The 17,915-nt window shown below is 44.7% G+C and carries 16 protein-coding genes; 5 read left to right on the forward strand and 11 right to left on the reverse strand.

All coding sequences use genetic code 11. The annotated features are described in order from the left end of the window. Window positions 1-211: 211 nt before the first annotated feature. On the reverse strand, window positions 212-3,196 hold the full coding sequence (locus BJP34_RS19380) for an MFS transporter (protein WP_324610943.1): 2,985 nt from the start codon (window positions 3,194-3,196) through the stop codon (window positions 212-214). A 227-nt stretch (window positions 3,197-3,423) separates the two neighbouring features. Next, entirely contained in the window at window positions 3,424-3,954 is a 531-nt protein-coding gene (gene infC, locus BJP34_RS19385; protein WP_008188853.1) for a translation initiation factor IF-3, read from the reverse strand. 216 nt (window positions 3,955-4,170) lie between these two features. Between infC and BJP34_RS19390 the strand changes: the two genes are divergently transcribed. Further along, window positions 4,171-5,082, forward strand: coding sequence for an alpha/beta fold hydrolase (locus BJP34_RS19390; RefSeq protein ID WP_070393755.1), 912 nt, complete (start codon window positions 4,171-4,173; stop codon window positions 5,080-5,082). Window positions 5,083-5,100: 18 nt separating this feature from the next. Here the strand turns inward: BJP34_RS19390 and BJP34_RS19395 are convergent, their stop codons facing one another. Further along, window positions 5,101-5,442: a BON domain-containing protein gene (locus BJP34_RS19395; protein ID WP_070393756.1), complete on the reverse strand. Its 342-nt coding sequence runs from the start codon at window positions 5,440-5,442 to the stop codon at window positions 5,101-5,103. 192 nt (window positions 5,443-5,634) lie between these two features. Between BJP34_RS19395 and BJP34_RS40250 the strand changes: the two genes are divergently transcribed. Both BJP34_RS40250 and ilvN read left to right on the forward strand, forming a co-directional pair. Beyond that, on the forward strand, window positions 5,635-5,919 hold the full coding sequence (locus BJP34_RS40250; protein WP_149031061.1) for a hypothetical protein: 285 nt from the start codon (window positions 5,635-5,637) through the stop codon (window positions 5,917-5,919). Window positions 5,920-6,153: 234 nt separating this feature from the next. Beyond that, the gene (gene ilvN / locus BJP34_RS19400) at window positions 6,154-6,672 is read left to right on the forward strand and encodes an acetolactate synthase small subunit (RefSeq protein WP_070393757.1); all 519 of its coding nucleotides are present in this window, start codon (window positions 6,154-6,156) and stop codon (window positions 6,670-6,672) included. 30 nt (window positions 6,673-6,702) lie between these two features. Here the strand turns inward: ilvN and BJP34_RS19405 are convergent, their stop codons facing one another. From BJP34_RS19405 to prfC, 8 genes are all read right to left on the reverse strand, one after another. Beyond that, a complete protein-coding gene (locus tag BJP34_RS19405) occupies window positions 6,703-8,262 on the reverse strand; it encodes a sensor histidine kinase (RefSeq protein ID WP_070393758.1) in 1,560 nt (519 codons plus the stop codon). A 203-nt stretch (window positions 8,263-8,465) separates the two neighbouring features. After that, complete coding sequence (locus BJP34_RS19410) at window positions 8,466-9,419, reverse strand: lysylphosphatidylglycerol synthase transmembrane domain-containing protein (RefSeq protein WP_070393759.1); 954 nt, start codon at window positions 9,417-9,419, stop codon at window positions 8,466-8,468. Further along, window positions 9,416-9,541, reverse strand: a complete 126-nt coding sequence (locus tag BJP34_RS49115; protein ID WP_267876314.1) for a hypothetical protein — start codon at window positions 9,539-9,541, stop codon at window positions 9,416-9,418. The genes BJP34_RS19410 and BJP34_RS49115 overlap by 4 nt, the downstream gene beginning before the upstream one ends. A gap of 79 nt (window positions 9,542-9,620) precedes the next feature. Beyond that, on the reverse strand, window positions 9,621-10,070 hold the full coding sequence (locus BJP34_RS19415) for a helix-turn-helix domain-containing protein (RefSeq protein ID WP_070393760.1): 450 nt from the start codon (window positions 10,068-10,070) through the stop codon (window positions 9,621-9,623). Between the two features lie 363 nt (window positions 10,071-10,433). Continuing rightward, window positions 10,434-12,026, reverse strand: coding sequence for a hypothetical protein (locus tag BJP34_RS19420; protein WP_070393761.1), 1,593 nt, complete (start codon window positions 12,024-12,026; stop codon window positions 10,434-10,436). A gap of 126 nt (window positions 12,027-12,152) precedes the next feature. Continuing rightward, entirely contained in the window at window positions 12,153-13,199 is a 1,047-nt protein-coding gene (locus BJP34_RS19425; RefSeq protein WP_070393762.1) for a glycosyltransferase family 2 protein, read from the reverse strand. Between the two features lie 121 nt (window positions 13,200-13,320). Continuing rightward, window positions 13,321-13,455, reverse strand: a complete 135-nt coding sequence (locus BJP34_RS49120; protein ID WP_267876315.1) for a hypothetical protein — start codon at window positions 13,453-13,455, stop codon at window positions 13,321-13,323. Window positions 13,456-13,675: 220 nt separating this feature from the next. Continuing rightward, a complete protein-coding gene (gene prfC / locus BJP34_RS19430) occupies window positions 13,676-15,304 on the reverse strand; it encodes a peptide chain release factor 3 (RefSeq protein WP_070393763.1) in 1,629 nt (542 codons plus the stop codon). Window positions 15,305-15,832: 528 nt separating this feature from the next. Here prfC and BJP34_RS19435 point away from each other — a divergent pair. Together BJP34_RS19435 and pds are read left to right on the forward strand one after the other, a co-directional pair. Continuing rightward, the gene (locus tag BJP34_RS19435; protein WP_083305262.1) at window positions 15,833-16,195 is read left to right on the forward strand and encodes a DUF4870 domain-containing protein; all 363 of its coding nucleotides are present in this window, start codon (window positions 15,833-15,835) and stop codon (window positions 16,193-16,195) included. Window positions 16,196-16,427: 232 nt separating this feature from the next. After that, a complete protein-coding gene (gene pds / locus BJP34_RS19440; protein ID WP_070393764.1) occupies window positions 16,428-17,906 on the forward strand; it encodes a 15-cis-phytoene desaturase in 1,479 nt (492 codons plus the stop codon). The last annotated feature ends 9 nt before the right edge of the window (window positions 17,907-17,915 follow it).

Consider the following 17,915-nt stretch of genomic DNA (forward strand, 5'->3'; position numbering starts at 1 on the left):
CGGTCAGCAGTCAGCTTATTTTATTCAAAAGCTGTTTGCACCTCAAGTAGCTTGGCCACAGGCCAATAGCTGATACGCGACAAGCTGATACCTGATAGCTGATAGCTTACTTTCAGACATTATGTCATCCCTAGGTCTACTATCCACTGCCATCAGACATTAGAGATGATGCCAGCAAAGTGTACAAAGAATAGGCAACTATTCGACCAAACTATCCGATAATCTGTTGTGCTTGAGCAGCTACCAAGGGATCTGGGTCATTCCTAAGCACTGGCAACAACTCTGCACAAGCACGAGGTGACATCTCTTTGAGATAAGCCACAACCGCTTCCCGCACAAAACCGGTAGGATGACGTAGGCAACTCATCGCCGCTGCTGGTGCTAGGGAACAGTGTGCTGCTCTGGCCACATGAAAACAACAGGCTAGGGGCCAATCTGACAGAAAATGTCGTAACTCGATTAACCGACGTAAGCGATCGCTTACACCCATGGGTTTATAAGGCACTAAATCCACTAGGGCACCTAATTTTTCTTTCAGAGAACGCCGGTCTAAAATTGACAAAAATGCTTTCTTATTAGGAATATCTAGGGTATTATCCAAAATTTCTAGCCCTAGGGCAATGTTTGACCGAGAATGGGATGCTAGATTAAACTCAGCTGCTTTGATGGCACTCGATGGATAAAGAAACTTCATCAGTAAGAAACACACCTCTACAAGATCTTGTTGAAGATCATTAAGCCCCTGCCGCAGCAAATCTGCCTCCAGTCCAGCTATTTTCTTTGAGGTCAAATCCAGCAGTGCGCCATAAATTTGACCCAAAAACATCAATTCTTGCTCAATTAAAGTTTCTATGCCACTACGCCCTAACTGGTTCATCACCGCCTCAATCCCAACTTCCCCTGGAATCTTGAGCAGGATCGTGAGAATATTACGACGGGTTGTCCCCCAACTACTCATCAACTGTTGCACCAAATGCTTCATAGCTTCAGGAGTACCCTTTTCAGTTAGGGCGTGGAGTCTGCCAATCTCACCGAGAGCCATCCAAGCTTGCCGCCTTACTAAGTCTGGCTTGTGAATATCTTCAGACAAAACCCTCAATAAAGGAATGGCTTCATCCCCTTGCTTGACCAACGCCATACGAGCAGCATTGCGGGTAGAGGTGTAGTAGAGTGCCTTGACTAAAGACGGATAGTACTTTTCAAATCGTTTAGCAGCAATCACCTCTAAACAAGCACACCGTACCTTTAATGACTTATCCCTTAACAGGTCATCAATATAAACCACCAAGGATTCCAAGTAATCCATATCTGCCAAAGCTCGGGTACCCATTAACCGTTCTTGCTCTTTTTTTGAGGTGAGCATCCGCCGCAGGGTTTTGACGGCGTCAAACTTCTCTTTTGGTGTACCCCGACCCATAATTAAAGCAGCTGCTGTAGCTCTTACGGTTGGGTCAACAGCCGGTTGTAGATAAGGCTTAATTGTCCGAATATTCAGGTCTTCGTGAGCCAGCCAAAAATAGCGCAATGCTAAGGCCAGGACTTCTACTGGTGGTCTTTGATCAATCAACCCAGACACATCTTTTAGACAATCTGGGTTGGGATAGGGCAACATCACCTCTAAACTCTGGCGCTGCAAATCTGTAGACATTTCTCCCAGCAAGGGAGAAAGAACCTTACTCGCTTTTTCTGGAGCGATTTGAGACAACAGTTGAATGTAAGCAGAGCGGTTATTCGGCTCAGTTTTCAGTCGCCTTACCGCTTCCTCAAAGACAGTCTTAGTATCCAGGAAATTGGTATTGGCAGAACCCAAACGTCCTTGCTCAGCATTGATCAGCAGCAATGAACCATAATTAGCCCGCATTAACCAGGTACTCAGCAGCCATAATAGGGCAAAAATCACTACCATTAAAATAAACACCCAATGCCGCAATGGCTCAAAATTGGGGAAAGCCCAATTCAGCAGCCCAATGGTGGCTAAAATCCCAAGACCAGTAATGCCAGTAGTCATGGGTTTGGCAATCCCTTGCACAGTAGTTTGAACCACAGAGCGTAACCCTGACGGTAAGGCTTGGAAAAGTACCGGTTCAACACTAGCTATTAAAGTAAAGCGCAATAGTTCATCAACGAATCGGAGTAAGACTACACCAATAAATAGCCCTGTTATCCAGCTAGGCAACCCAATATCAAACTTTAGCCAACTTGCCATCTTAGCTAGGGTCACTAAGCCAATCACAGATAAAGCACCAGGTAATACCATAGCGCTTAGGAAAAGACCAAAGCGATCAATCACCCGACTAGAGATAAACCATTGGGTCACCAATTCAAAAAGTCCCAACGTACCACTGAATAGACCCAGAAAACCAGCAATTGCTGAACTATCCAGGGTTTGCTCCAATTGACCCATATACTGAAATTCAATTAGGAGGTACAGGGCTTCCCCTAAGATAAAAAACGCAAATAAAGGGATGACATAGCGTCTGAGGGATTCACTCGGCTGACGCACAGCAAAGTCTGGCTCCATTTCTTCCCACTGTCGTGCTGGGGAGTTAGGAAAGGCTTGCTGGTAGTGCTGACATATATAAACCAAGGTCAGTGCTCCGACGAGCATCATGCCAGACCCAAAAGCCACCACATTGTTGAGTCCCACTAACAGCAATAATAGAGGTAATGAGAAGCCAGAGAGGACATCAGCTGCCAAAAGCCCACTGGAGATTAGGGGGTAGGTACGCTTAATTTCCCGAATGTTGAATAACTGATTAGCCGTCACCTGGGAATTAAGGTCATTGAGGATGTACACGGCATCCATCCACAATCGCAATAGAAAGATGGTGACTACAGTAATATAGCCATACTCGATCTCCAAGCCTAGGCGGAACACTAACAGGGGTAAGGCAGCTAGGATTGCGATCGCTACCAAGACTGACCTCAATGGTAAAATGCTCTGCAACCAGGAGTATAATACTCCCAGTCCAGAGCAGATAACGGAACTAGCAATATAAATTACCGGTAACCACTTCGCGCCATATTGTTCTAGAAACAAGGCAATGGCACTGTACTCTAACCAAAGCAGTCCAATCGAAGTGGTGGTATGGAAGGCGAACATCAACAATGTCCGCTCGCCTTCTTCTGGGCGAAGATTCACCCACCCTAGGATTGTTCTAACCCAGTTACCCTTCAGGCGAGTCGGAGATGGCATTTTCATACAGTCCTTCGTCCTTCGTCACTAGTCCTCAGTCAGTTGTCCTTGGTATTTTAAGCTGCTTGATCCGTGCATGGGTATTCAGATCCCAATTCCAGGCACCTGGGCATGTGGTTACCAATGACTAATGACCAATGACTAATGACCAATGACTAATGACCAATGACTAATGACCAATGACTAATGACCAATGACCAATGACTGATGACCAATCACTATAACCACTATTTTTTGGGGGAGAGTAACATCATCATGTTGCGACCTTCCCGCTTAGGTGCTTGCTGGACTTCTGCCAATTCTTGTAAATCCTTAGCCATGCGCTCGAGTAGTGCCTGGGCTAAATTACTATGTTGGATTTCTCGACCTCGGAAGGTAATGGTAGCTTTGACTTTATCGCCAGATTTGAGGAAGCGCTCCGCTTGATTGACCCGCACATTGTAGTCATGGTCTTCTATTTTGTAGCGCATCTTCACTTCTTTGACATCAGCCGTGTGCTGCTTCTTCTTTGCTTCACGGGCTTTCTTCTCTTGTTCAAATTTGTACTTGCCATAGTCCATGATGCGACACACTGGCGGATCTGCCTTGTCACTAACCAGGACAAGATCTAACTCCTTTTCCTCAGCGATCCGCAGGGCATCTTGAGGTGTGATTATACCCAGCTGTGCCCCATCGGTATCAATGGCTCTAATCTTGGGAAACCTGATTCTTTCGTTAATTTGGGGTAGATCGCGTTGGCGTCTTCTATTATCACTCACAGGCGTTTGTTTATTTTCTTAAGTGGATTAATCAAAAAATAGACTTACTACATACACTTGCCATTTTACTGATTCCTTTCTTGTTTCTGTTCAAATTATTAACATCACTTAGGAAACCAAGGCCTATGGAATAGTTATAACTTACTCCTTTGGCTGATAGGGAAGGCATAATGGACTCAAGTGGCTTTGTAAATATTTTTGAAGTTGAGGCAGGTTGTGACCAAATCTTTGCATTGGCAGCAACGAGTTGGTAGTCAAAGGGATTGGGTCTGGCGGGGTTGGCCGATCCGTTATACCTATTTTCGCCCACCCCAACCCCTAACTGTCCAGCCGACAACACCAGTTATTCTGCTTCATGGGTTTGGTGCTTCGGTCGGGCATTGGCGTCATAACCTAGACGTAATCGGTCAACATCATACCGTTTATGCTTTAGATCTGCTGGGTTTTGGGGCATCCCGGAAAGCTGCGGTTGACTATACCATTGACCTTTGGGTAGCTCAGGTTTATGAATTTTGGCAAACTTTTATCCAAAAACCGGTAGTGTTAGTAGGTAACTCCATTGGTTCGCTAGTTGGTCTAGGAGCAGCAGCAACCCATCCAGAGATGGTTAAAGGTCTGGTGATGATTAATTTACCAGATTTCCAAGCCCGAGAAGAAGCGATTCCTAGTTGGCTCGGACCGATAGTCTCAACTGTTGAGAGTCTAGTGGCATCACCAGTGCTACTCAAAACCCTATTTTACGTGGTAAGACGTCCATCGGTTGTGCGTAAGTGGGCAGGGTTAGCTTATGCTAATCCAGAGGCAGTTACAGATGATTTAGTAGAAATTCTGAGTGTCCCTGCCACCGATCCTGGAGCTGCGGCCACCTTTAGTAGACTTTTAAGAGGGATGACTGCTCCTAACTTTAGTCTACCGGTCAAATCCCTATTACCTACATTAGATATTCCTATGCTATTGATGTGGGGACTAGAAGACCGGATGATTCCCCCCATGTTAGCTCGCAAGTTTGTTAAACTCAATCCTAATTTAGAGCTATTGGAGTTAGATCATGCTGGTCACTGTCCCCACGATGAATGTCCGGAACAGGTGAATCTGATCCTGTTACAGTGGCTAGGAGCTAAGGTTTGATTATCCCCAAAATTGGTATTAGCTGACGCTCACTTGATCAGTGTCAACCTCCGTGCAACCATCCACACCTGAGGCAACACTAACCATCTTATCTAGAACCTCCTGGCTAGCTACTTCTCCTTTCAGCACAACTTTACCGCCAGTTTGAGCAACCCAGAGCCTCTCCTCGTCATCCAGCTCGTCGTCTTGGTCAAAGGCCCAAACAACTCGCTTGGCAAGGCCGCTTTGGTCGTATTCTCCGTTTAACCCCACTCGCTCTGGGGCAATGTCATCTCCTGCTGGTGCATCTTCTGAAGGGGTACTAGCTGCGGCAGCTTCCTCTGGGCTTTCCAATCCAAACATTCGTTTTAACCAACCCATAAATCTTTGGTTTCACTCCAATCAGTTTTTACCGATTTTTATGTTACCGAGGAATTTTCCAATTAGCTGCCTAGTTTTAGAAAAAATATATCTTTAGATACAGCAAACTGTTACTAGAGTTCTTGGTTACTCAAAACCTGGATAAAATGGTAGTTGGATTGTAAGCATATGCGCTACGCGCACGCTGTCTTGATGCAAAGCGCGAGTGGGGGAAACCACGGCAGTCGCTCATGGGGGAGACCCCCAAGACCGCGCTGCCTCCCCAAGACCGCGCTGCATCGCTGCGCGAACAGCACTCAGCTCTCAGCAGTCAGCTTTATGACACAGGCCACAAGTCCTGTGACAACACTGCAGCATTATTCCAATGCTTACCGATTTTATTCAAAAGCTGTTCGGTGTAGCTTGCCCTATGCTCATGGATCACATCAAGTAGCGTGGCACAGGCTTCTAGCCTGTGACTCATTAGCTGATAGCTGATAGCTGATAGCTGATAGCTGAATACTTACCTTGGTTTACCGTTGACCGTTGACGCTTAGCTTCAAAAAACTTAACAGTTAACCGTTACTTCTCCCTTATCCCCCGTTAAAAAAGGGGCTAGTCAACACTTAACCACTCAACAGTCTCACCAATAAATTACTTTGATACCAATTTAGGGAGCACAGGCCCCCACCACTCCCCAGTCAACTCCCAAGTCAACTAGCAAGTCACACTATGAAACATACCCTTTCCGTTTTAGTTGAAGATGAAGCCGGTGTTCTAACTCGCATTGCTGGTTTATTTGCCCGTAGAGGCTTCAATATCGAAAGTCTTGCCGTTGGACCAACTGAGCAGGTTGGTATATCTCGAATTACGATGGTAGTACCTGGAGATGACAGCAGCATTGAGCAGCTGACTAAGCAACTCTATAAGCTAATTAATGTCCTCAAAGTACAAGATATTACCACAATTCCCTGTGTCGAAAGGGAGTTAATGCTGCTAAAGGTTAACACTACTAGTTCCACCCGCTCCGAGATTATTGAATTAGCCCACGTGTTTCGTGCCCATGTCGTAGATACATCTGACGAGTCACTAACTCTAGAAGTTGTGGGAGATCCTGGGAAAATGGTAGCACTGACCCAAATGCTGAATAAGTTTGGTATCCGTGAAATTGCCCGAACTGGCAAAATCGCCCTAACCCGAGAATCGGGAGTCAATACTGAATATCTCAAGTCTTTGGAGGCAAAAGTTTAAGTAGTCATTAGTTAAGTTATTGGTCGTTAGTCATGGGTTCGGATCTTTTGCCTGCAAGCCTTTATAATATGAACCCACAGGAATTGCGATCGCAAATTCTGTTCCCTTACCCGGATTAGAGGTACATAGGATTTGACCACCATGCTGTTCAACAACGATTTTTTGGCAGATATCTAGCCCTAAACCAGTTCCCTTGTCGATTGATTTGGTGGTGAAGAATGGTTCAAATATCTTCTGTTTGACCTCTTCTGTCATTCCCGGACCATTATCGATAATTCTGATCACGACCTGTCCACCAGAACTGTCCCCTTGATCACCATCGCTGCCTATAAATTCTGTCCGAATGGTGATCTTAGGGGGAGCTGGTGCTTTTTGCTTTACACCTTGCGGGCAATAATCAGAAGACTGAGGGGAAACTGGAACAAATAACCTGTTAACCTGTGACTCTTCTAGAGCATCAATGGCATTGCACAGCAGGTTCATCAACACTTGGTTGATTGAACCAGAGTAGCACTCCACTAAAGGGAGTTTTCCATAGTCCTTAGTCACGGTAATCCCGGGATTCTTTCCTTTGGGCTTTAAGCGGTTATGCAGGATAGTCAGGGTACTATCAATCCCTTGATGAATATTCACGCGCTGCTTTTCATCGGTATCCTGTCGGGAAAAGTGGCGCACTGACTGCACAATCTGTTGCAAGCGTTCTGCACCTAATCCCATAGATGATAGGGCTTTAGGAAAATCTTCGATCAGGAAATCTAGGTCAATTGCATCAGCGTACTGTTGAATTTCGGCTGCAGGCTGGGGATAGTGTTTGGCATATAATCCCAACAGTCTTAATAAATCTTCGCCATAGTCCCTTGCTGGAGTGACATTTCCACAGATAAAGTTAAGTGGATTGTTGATTTCGTGAGCAACACCCGCGCATAACTGTCCTAAGGTGGACATTTTTTCACTTTGCTTTAAGTGCTCTTGAGCCAGTTCCAGCTTCTTTAAGACATTCTCCAGTTCCTGGCTTTGGGCTTCTAATTTGGCTTGTGCTGTTTGTAACGCTGCTTCAGTTAATTTTTGTTTAGTAATATCTTTTACTAAACCTTCGTAGTATAGAATGTAACCAGTAGGATCACGCACTGCCCAAGCACTTTCGCAAATCCAAATTAGGGTGCCGTCTTGGCGATAGACCTGGGATTCAAAATCCTCTACCAAACCCTTTGAGTGCAGTAGGTCAAGGAATTGGTAGCGTCGCTGGGTATCTTTGTGAAGGTACTCCCCAACACCAGTTACATGACTGAGGAATTGGTTAGGTGATTCATAGCCATATAGTCTAGCTAGTGATCGGTTACAGGCTATATAGTAACCATCAGGGGTAATTTTAAAGATACCATCAGTCGAGTTTTCAAATAGAGACCGATATCTGTGTTGGACTGCTAAGAGAGATTCTTCCACTCTTTTACGGTCAATTATTGGCTCAGCTAGTGTCTGATTGGTAGGTTGCCAACTAGTTTTCCACTTGGTGAAGTTTTTATGAACCGTTGGATTAGGTTTGACCCGCTTGCCAGAGCTAGGGGGTAAAGTTCTGCGACTGATTAACATAGATTGTTGCCTCACCTTTTTCCCTCACGACCATGACTATTGAGCATTTTAGCTGCCTGTTGAAGGATGGGTTTCCGCTACAGACTATAGTATTTGCTGTTGGGGAATTGTGCCATCCCTGAGGGGTTTTTTAAAAAACTATTAACTAAACTGCTCCGAATTTAAATAAATTTAACATACATCTCCCCTTGACAAACGTCAAATTAAGAAGGTTTTTTTCCCAAGTTGCGCACTGTAGTCAAATATTGTCCTAGAAAGGGTAAGCCACCAATGGCTGGAAGTAGGTAGCGGGAAGTACACAGTAACCCTAAGGCGGCAGCTGTAGCAGCCGGGAAATAGGGTTGGTAAAAGAAAATTAGCGCAGCGTCACGGGTACCAACCCCCGCAAAGGTTAGTGGTAACAATCCTGCTAGAATAGCTAGGGGGGACAGAGCGAGATTGGTTAAAAAGGGTGTCCAGGCATTGAGGGCGAGGATAAATAACCAAATTTGCAATAAGTGTAAGAACCAGATAAAAATTGAAGTTAGGGTAATTTTGAATAACTGCTTGGGGTCATGCCAGAAGTAGGCGTGCATTTCCCCCCAAGACATTTGCATTTTTTCTAGCTTTGAGCGGAATTTTTTTGGGGCAATTTTTTTGGTCACCAAGAAAAATAAATGGGCAAATTTGCGGGAGCTGAGGAGGAATAGCCCTAGAATTAACCCGAAAATTATCCCAGCGGTCATCAACCAAAAAAAGCCACTTTTCCCAGGATATAGTAATAAACCAAAGACACACCATAGCAGTAGAGACAGCATGTCACAAGCTTTTTCAAAAATAACGATGGCTAACGACAAGCTCCCAGCTAAATTACCCCGCTGCTTCATAAAGTAGGCTTTAGCAATATCTCCCATTTTGGAGGGCAAGACCATATTCAGGGTACTGGCAGCTAAAATCAGGCGATTGGCTTCCCAAAATCGGAGTTGGGAACCTGTCGGCATTAGTTGTTGCAGTCGCCAAGCCGTGAACAGGGTGATCGGAATCACCATGCCCAGACTAATCGCCATCCACATGCGATCGCATTCTTTAAATACAGCGATCAGTTGGGGAAAGTCAATTTTGGTATAAATTACCCCTAGGATGATTAAGCTGATGGCAATGGAGATAAGTCGTTTCATGGATTAGCAGCAATAGGCAACAGGCAAGCTAGCAAAAGGCAAAAGGCAAAAGGCAAAAGGCAAAAGGCAAAAGGCAAGCTAGCAACAGGCAAGCTAGCAACAGGCAAGCTAGCAACAGGCAACTTTCAACCTTGGCCAAAAGGCCACACGTGCGCGTTCAACCTTCCCTAGGGGAACACTCAAGGCGAACAACATCTGATGCTAACCAAAAACTTTAGTGAGAATTTCAACAGTGGGGTCAACTTCTAGCCACACCGTAGCCCCACAATGCTTTGGACAATTGGGTTGATATACTAACCGAGATGGGCCTTTGATTTCTACATAATGACCGTAGGTGTTGCGGTTACCTTGTTTGACGGTCAGGACGGGCTTGTAAGTATCGTACTTTCTGTTCTCCTTAATAATATGCTGGTTGACATGGATGTAAGTCGCCACCTTTTGAGCAACTTTTTTCCAGGTGCCTTTTGGTCCACGCTTACCGGGAATTACTTTAGGCATGCCATTAAATAACGGAATTTGCCAAAATCTGCCAACTTTTTGAGCGCCCTTAATTCTGCCGCTTTTGAGAAGTTGGCGAACTCGTTGGACACAAATTCCTAAAAGATAAGCTGCTTGAGTGGTACCAATTGTAGTTATCTGTTGTGCTGCCATGTCTTTGCCTTTTAATCTAGCGCTATTGTTTATTCATGGTTTTAATTTAACACAGATTTTTAAATAGCGCTAGTGTTTTTTAAAAAAATGTTACATAATTTAATATGCAAGTTTTTATATAGCGTTATAGTTTTAAGATTGAAGTGAAAAGTACAGTACTAGTTCGTTGATGTCGTTAGCTTAATAAGGGCGCTAGCTTTATTCAGTGTTGTTAGTGGTTTTATATAGCGCTATTAATTTGATCGCAAAGGGAAGACATGATCTAATCACCACCAATTTAATAGCGCTATAGTTTGGATAAGCATTGATCACACAACACTTGACCACTGAGGCACTCAAAAATATTTTCCCAGTTACCTAATTTTAAAAACGCTGCTCGAACTTCAACCATTCATAATCATCCAAGGTTTGCACCTCATCACTTAGGTCAACCCAGGGTTGTAATTGACCTGGTTGAAAGGTACGACTCATGACTACATAAATCGATGTCTGGTCTCCACCAATTCCGACACTTTGTACCGATTTCCAAGACTTAGCTTGTAATTCATCAATTACTAACCATCGCTCACCTTGCCAATAAAAATATCTGCGAAAGCAGAAGGGAGCGTCTTTTTTACCAGTAATTAATAATTTCTGTAATAATTTCCGAATTAAATTGGGAAAGAAGCGTCCTACCGTTAACATCACTCCCCGCAGAATTAGTAAATTCATTGGAGTCATTTGCTTTTGTTTCGCCCATCCCAAGTTTCCCTCAATCAGAATTTCATCCTCACTGACTTTAACTTGATAGTCATCAATCAGATGGCCAACGGCATTTTTGAATTTACCTCTTTCTTTTACGAGTAGGGAAAAATGGGTATCTGAAGCAATTAATTGATTGTCTCGAAATATCTTAAAAACGCCTCCTTTATTCAAAGCTAAATAAAGTTCTGTACCTCGACGGCGGTCAATTAGGATGTTGGCATCTTTCAACCACACGCGACCACGGGGACGGGGAGTTGGTTTGGGTCGGTTGCTGACAAAATCCCGCCAAGATAGGAGATAATTCCAGGTATGGTGACCAATAATGTGATCATCGGCGTAACAGGGACCAAGACCATTAGCTAATCCCACCAAGAAGCGGTCATTAATCTCTAGGGCTTCTGGAAACCAGCGTCCTACTAATTCAAAGCCATGGGGAAAAAAGTTGTAAGTGTTACGGCTAGTGTATTCTCCCCCATAAGAACCATCGGGATGGATGAATTGTGCGGCTAATTCGACAGCTTTGATCAGAGCTTCTTTTAGGCGTGGGTCTAATCTCAACAGATAAATCCTGGCTAGACAGGAAATCGTTAAGGTGTGGTAGCCTGGGTCGCAGCCTTCGTATTCTATAAACCAGCCTTCCGGACTTTGCCAGGATAATACTTGCTCTAGCCTTTGCGATCGCGCTCTATCCCATTGATTGGTATGCAACAGTTCCGATAGCAGGTCTAAACATAAGACAATCAAGGCTTGGTGGTTGCTCAGCTGTCCACTTTCCATGTGATGGGCTAGCCAATCTGCTCGTTTTTCAAAGAATTGTAAGGCAATGGGGTTATGGAGTCCCATGGCTTTGTAACTTTCGATGCTAGCCAATAAAGAAAAGGCGGCGGCTCCAGCAGCACGCTCATAGGGGAAATAATCGTCACAGGAGCCATCGGGATGGGAACTGGATGCAGCAAAAAGTATCCCTGCTTCGACCCAATCGAGAATTACTGGTTGCTGGTAGAACGGGTTATCTGGGAAATCGGTATGATAGGCTAGTGCTAGAGGCCAGACAAATTCCTGTGCCATCCCACTAGGGAAATCAATGATTTTATAGTGCCAAAAGTTACGGTCGAAGCAACCGTATGTGGGACTGTGGGGATTGCGGTCTAGCAGAGTAAGGATTTTAGGGATTTGGTTTAGGGCGTGACGGGCGAATAGGTCTCTGGTCATTATTTGCGGCTGTTTGTGTCAGTGCGTCAGTCCGAGAGTGATGGTTGTTTTCAGCCAAAAGTAGCCTTAAGAGTTTCCCACTATAGCAAGTCCTCTCAAGAGCGTCTCACTATCACAATAGGACTGTTATCTATTCAAGAAACTATTGACAAATTCTTCTCCTTCTCCCCCCTCATCACGGTTTTCCCGCTGTTGATGATTTCCGGTTGATGGCAAATGGGGAGTTTGATTGGAGTCAACATCCAATCGGCGTAGTCGCAGTTGGATATCTTCTAGAAGTTGACGATTGACTGCCATTAGGTCTGCCACCAAGCCAAATATCCACAGTTGAAAGCCCATTAGAATCAGAATAGCAGCTAAAACTAGGCTGGGTACGTGAGCTTTGGGAGTACCAGCGAAGTATAGGATTAACCAACGAATCCCCAGTAAGGTTCCTAGGGTAAATGGAATTGTCCCCAAGGTGATAAAGAATCTCAGGGGATTGTAGGTCATGGAGATTCGCAGGATAGTGATTAGCGATCGCTTAACATAGGCACTGATACTTTTGACTAGACGGGAGGGGCGTAAATAGCGATTGGTGCGGATTGGTACAGACGTGATAGCGATGCCTTTTTGTCCAGCTTGAATGATAGTTTCTAGAGTGTAGGTGTATTCATTAAAGACATTTAGCTTTAAGGCGGCTTCTCGGCTAAAGGCTCGGAATCCACTGGGAGCATCAATGATATTAGTATTGCTAGCAATCCGGACTACCCAACTACCGAATTTTTGTAGACGCTTTTTAATGGGGGAGAAGTGCTTAATCTTCTGAATCGGTCGCGCCCCGATCACTATTTCGGCTCGACCTGATATAATAGGTTGTATGAGTTTGGGAATGTCATCAGCGCAGTACTGATTATCCGCATCGGTATTGACAATAATGTCCGCATTGGCTTTCAAGCAAGCTTCGATTCCTGCCATGAAAGCTTTGGCTAGTCCCTGATTGTGTTTAAAATTAACAATGTGGTCTACGCCATAAGAGCGGGCTACGTCTACGGTGCGGTCTGTACTGCCATCATTGATAATTAGCCACTCAACGGTATCTACACCCCTCAGTTGACGGGGAAGCACCGAAAGGGTAATCCCTAGGCTATTTTCTTCGTTGTAGCAGGGGATTTGAATAATTAGTTTCGTCATCGATGGTGACGTTTAACGCTCAACAATGGGAAAAACTCTGGTGCCTTTGATTATCGCAGACGCAGGGAAAAGAGTTTTGGTTTCTTGATTATCGTAGGTTATTGGGGGATTATAACAGTTTTTAATTGGGAGTCAAGGGAATCAAGGGAGTAGGGAGTAGGGAGTAGGGAGTAGGGAGTAGGTAAAGAGAGGGAAGTGTAGGGAGCAATGTGTTTTTAAAATATTTGATTTGTGAGACAACATATTTTTGTCTCAAATAAGTATATCGCTATAGTTTTGGTTAAATTAGGTGATAGCAATGCTGATGAGAGTGTTACCGCTCTGAAATTTTACGCTATCGATAGGATTGAGAAAAATTAAGCGATTGGCCTACGGCCACGCTACGCGAACGCATTGCTAATCATTTGCTCAGCAATTCTCGTTTTTTACTCTATCGCTATATTTGATCAAAATATAGCGATACCAACACAATGATGCTAGGTAGACTTTGGTTGAGAGCCAGACACCACAGGGGCGCTAGAATTCAAATCCAACTCTGGATGGTCTCCTGCGACTTGCTGCAAATTCCACTGATTCTTAAACAATAGCACTGGACGTCCCCAATTATCTTTGACTGTCACGGTATTAAACAAACGCCCAGCTTTTTCCAAGGCTTCCCAGCCACCGGCTACCCAACGAGCCACACTATAGGGCAACATATCCAACCTAGTCTCTACGCCATACTCATTTCTGAGGCGAAACTGCACTACTTCAAATTGCAACTGTCCCACTGCTGCCAGAATTGGGTCGCGCTTCGACTCATCAACGGAGTACATAATTTGCACAGCCCCTTCTTCCCGCAACTCTTTGACTCCTTTCTGGAACTGCTTAAACTTAGAGGGGTTAGGATTCTTCAAATAAGCAAATAACTCTGGGGAAAAGCAAGGAATCCCTTCATACTCCAACTTTTTACCGTTGTAAATCGTATCCCCAATCGCAAACACCCCGGGATTATTCAAACCAATCACATCCCCGGCATAGGCAACATCAATGGATTCTCGGTCTTGAGCAAACAGCTTTTGGGGTCTTGACAAACGGACGGTTTTACCAGTACGAGCATGGCTGACTGTCATATCCTTTTCAAACTTACCCGTACACACCCGCACAAAGGCCACCCTATCCCGGTGCTTGGGGTCCATATTGGCTTGCAGCTTGAACACAAAGCCACTAAAGTCTGGATAAGTTGGAGGAATATCGCCTACTGTGGATTTACGAGATTCTGGTTTCAGGGCATAGTCCAAAAAAGCATCTAGAAACAGCTGCACCCCAAAATTAGTCATGGCACTGCCAAAGAACACAGGGGTCATTTGACCGGAATGAATCAGTTCTAAATCCAAGTCTGGACCAACACCATCGAGAATTTCTAACTCTTCCTTTAGTTGATAATATAAGTCTTGTTCTAGGAGCTGCTCAATCTGGGGGTCTCCCAAATCTACTACCGTATTCTTCGCCTCCCGGGACCCGTGAGCGGTGCGTTCAAACAAGTGAATTTGTTGTCTTCGGCGGTCAAACACTCCTTTAAAGCGATCGCCCATGCCAATCGGCCAGTTGACCCCATAGGTTTGTAACCCCAGCTCCTGTTCAATCTCATCGAGGAGTTCTAGGGGTTCTCGTGCGGGACGGTCAAGCTTATTAACAAAGGTAAATATAGGAAGCGATCGCATTTTGCACACTTCAAACAATTTGCGGGTTTGGGGCTCTAGACCCTTTGCCGCATCAATCAGCATCACCGCATTATCAGCTGCTGCCAGAGTGCGATAGGTATCCTCACTGAAATCTTGGTGTCCGGGTGTGTCGAGTAAATTAATCTGACAGTCGAGATAGGCAAACTGCAACACCGTCGAGGTAATCGAAATTCCCCGTTGTTGCTCCATTTCCATCCAGTCCGAGGTTGCCTTGCGCTGAGCTCGCCGTGCCTTCACTGCTCCGGCTTCGTGAATTGCTCCACCATAGAGTAACAATTTTTCTGTCAATGTGGTTTTACCCGCGTCCGGGTGGGAAATAATCGCAAAGTTACGGCGGTGTTCAACAGCGTTGAGCAATTCTGCTTCAAGTTCAGTGGACATCCAAAAAGACTAGATAGGGGACTTTCGCTTAATTCTTACACAACTCTCTATATATTATAGCGTTTCTGATAGTAATGACCTACACAGATTTGTTTCCCTATTCCCTACTTCCTACCTGAGAGGGGTATATTTTTTTAGTTCAGGGTCAAACCTGGGACTTAACCTGAGGTTATACACATGAAAGCGCACCATTACCTTCACGCGGGGGTTTCCCCATGACCGCGCTGCATCAAGACAATGATAATTGTTAACAACCAATAGGTATATTTCTCTATGCGACCCACGACCCACCCGGTCACCACACACTCACATCTTTCTTAAAGACCTAACCAGCAAGCCAATTTCCCTATTCCTGTTTTTCCATTTTATTTTCCCTACTTCTGCCATAACTCTAGTAATTAAACTCATCAATGTCGTGATATCATCCCTAATTTTTGACGGAATTTACGACCTATAGTCTAGCGTTATAAACGCTAAAATACTGGTAAGTAAAAATTCAATATATTATCTAAATTAAGGAGTTAAGCTATGGTGTATGACCAAAAAAATAACATCAACTATGACCCAGACAAGCGCAAGCTGTTATCAGCATTATGTCACGGAGCAATTTTCATTAGTGCCTCATTTATCTCCGTGTTAATTCCCTTGGCTATCTTGTTAATCTCCGATGACCAAGTAGTCAAAGATAATGCCAAAGAGTCCCTTAATTTTCACTTTAATGTCTGGCTATATGAGGTAATTTTTGGGTTTTTGACTATTATCCTGATTGGTTGGCCTTTCCTAGGTTTATTAGTTATTTTAAGTTTGGTACTGCCGATTATGGCAATTCTCAAGATTCTTGGGGATCCCAATGTATCCTACCGCTACCCATTTATTTTCCGTGTGCTTTAAACTAGCGCTAGGGTTTTAGTTAACCTGAGTGAACAGGGGGGAGCATGCCATGGTTGCAGAAAGAGTATTACAGTAGGCCAGAAAAATGCCATCAGACCAAAGAATTTCGTTCGTCCCGGACTTCCCCCTCTTTCCACCCCTCAGAAAAACCTGGAAGATGTAAAATGTAACGAAATGCAAAGTATAATGAGAAGAACACCCCTAAGCGAAAAATTTACAGTATTACCATCACATGCGAGTTGCGATCGCTGGAGCCGGACTAGCAGGGCTTTCCTGTGCTAAATATCTAATCGACGCTGGTCACACCCCGATTGTCCTAGAACGACGAAATGTTTTAGGCGGTAAAGTGGCAGCCTGGAAAGATCAAGATGGAGACTGGTATGAAACTGGTCTCCATATATTTTTTGGTGCCTATCCCAATATGCTGCAGCTAATTAAAGAACTGGGTATTGAAGACCGGCTGCAGTGGAAAGAGCACACCATGATCTTTAATCAGCCAAATCAACCCGGAACTTATTCCCGGTTTGACTTCCCGGATATACCAGCTCCCGTCAATGGGATTGTGGCAATTCTGCGCAATAATGACATGCTGACCTGGCCAGAGAAGATTCGCTTTGGGATAGGGTTGATTCCGGCCATGCTTCAAGGGCAAAAGTATGTCGAACAAATGGACAAATACTCCTTCTCGGAATGGTTGAAAAAACAGAACGTACCACCGCGAGTAGAGAAGGAAGTCTTCATCGCCATGTCTAAGGCATTAAACTTTATTGGGCCTGATGAAATTTCGTCCACTGTAATCCTAACTGCTCTTAACCGCTTCCTACAGGAAAAGAACGGTTCCAAGATGGCATTTTTGGATGGTTCTCCCACCGAGCGACTCTGCCAACCCATTGTTGATTATATCACACAGGGAGGGGGAGAAGTACGCTTGAATGCCCCAGTTAAAGAATTTTTACTCAATTCAGACAACAGTGTCAGTGGATTGTTGATCCGGGGATTGAATGGAGCGCCCGATCAAGTTCTCACAGCGGATGCTTATGTATCAGCTATGCCGGTAGACCCTTTAAAGCTGATGATACCCACACCTTGGGGTGAAATGGAATTCTTTAAACAGCTGGATGGGCTAGAGGGGGTACCGGTCATTAACCTGCAGATGTGGTTTGACCGCAAACTGACGGATATTGACCATCTGTTATTTTCCCGATCACCCCTGCTTAGTGTCTATGCTGACATGAGCAATACCTGTAAAGAGTACGCCAATCCTGATCGCTCAATGTTGGAATTGGTCTTAGCACCTGCTAAAGATTGGATTGGCAAATCCGATCTCGAAATTGTGAATGCCACCCTAGCAGAACTGGAGAAACTGTTCCCCAAGCATTTTGGTAGTGATAACTCAGCTCAACTGCTAAAATACCACGTGGTTAAGACTCCCCGTTCGGTATATAAAGCAACCCCAGGACGCCAAAACCACCGTCCGTCCCAAGAAACACCCATTGCCAATTTCTTCCTAAGCGGGGATTACACTATGCAACGATACCTAGCAAGTATGGAAGGAGCCGTACTTTCTGGTAAGCTGACATCGCAGGCAATAAATAACAACAGCACTAGGCTTTCAAAAACCAGCGCTCAACCACTAGCCGGCAATCAGAAAGCAGAGATTGACACCCCGTTAGTCTCTTCACCCATGCCAAGGGCCAGTACTGAGGGCTGAAGGATGAAA

The sequence above is a fragment of the Moorena producens PAL-8-15-08-1 genome (assembly GCF_001767235.1).
Classification (GTDB): domain Bacteria; phylum Cyanobacteriota; class Cyanobacteriia; order Cyanobacteriales; family Coleofasciculaceae; genus Moorena; species Moorena producens_A.

Excerpts from the sequence above, each read along its gene's own strand:
- ilvN (WP_070393757.1), top strand. The coding sequence starts at position 6,154 with ATGAAACATACCCTTTCCGTTTTAGTTGAAGATGAAGCCGGTGTTCTA.
- BJP34_RS19405 (WP_070393758.1), bottom strand. The coding sequence starts at position 8,262 with ATGTTAATCAGTCGCAGAACTTTACCCCCTAGCTCTGGCAAGCGGGTC.
- BJP34_RS19380 (WP_324610943.1), bottom strand. The coding sequence starts at position 3,196 with ATGCCATCTCCGACTCGCCTGAAGGGTAACTGGGTTAGAACAATCCTA.
- BJP34_RS19425 (WP_070393762.1), bottom strand. The coding sequence starts at position 13,199 with ATGACGAAACTAATTATTCAAATCCCCTGCTACAACGAAGAAAATAGC.
- prfC (WP_070393763.1), bottom strand. The coding sequence starts at position 15,304 with ATGTCCACTGAACTTGAAGCAGAATTGCTCAACGCTGTTGAACACCGC.
- BJP34_RS19420 (WP_070393761.1), bottom strand. The coding sequence starts at position 12,026 with ATGACCAGAGACCTATTCGCCCGTCACGCCCTAAACCAAATCCCTAAA.
- BJP34_RS19435 (WP_083305262.1), top strand. The coding sequence starts at position 15,833 with ATGGTGTATGACCAAAAAAATAACATCAACTATGACCCAGACAAGCGC.
- BJP34_RS19410 (WP_070393759.1), bottom strand. The coding sequence starts at position 9,419 with ATGAAACGACTTATCTCCATTGCCATCAGCTTAATCATCCTAGGGGTA.
- BJP34_RS40250 (WP_149031061.1), top strand. The coding sequence starts at position 5,635 with ATGCAAAGCGCGAGTGGGGGAAACCACGGCAGTCGCTCATGGGGGAGA.
- BJP34_RS19415 (WP_070393760.1), bottom strand. The coding sequence starts at position 10,070 with ATGGCAGCACAACAGATAACTACAATTGGTACCACTCAAGCAGCTTAT.
- pds (WP_070393764.1), top strand. The coding sequence starts at position 16,428 with ATGCGAGTTGCGATCGCTGGAGCCGGACTAGCAGGGCTTTCCTGTGCT.
- BJP34_RS19395 (WP_070393756.1), bottom strand. The coding sequence starts at position 5,442 with ATGGGTTGGTTAAAACGAATGTTTGGATTGGAAAGCCCAGAGGAAGCT.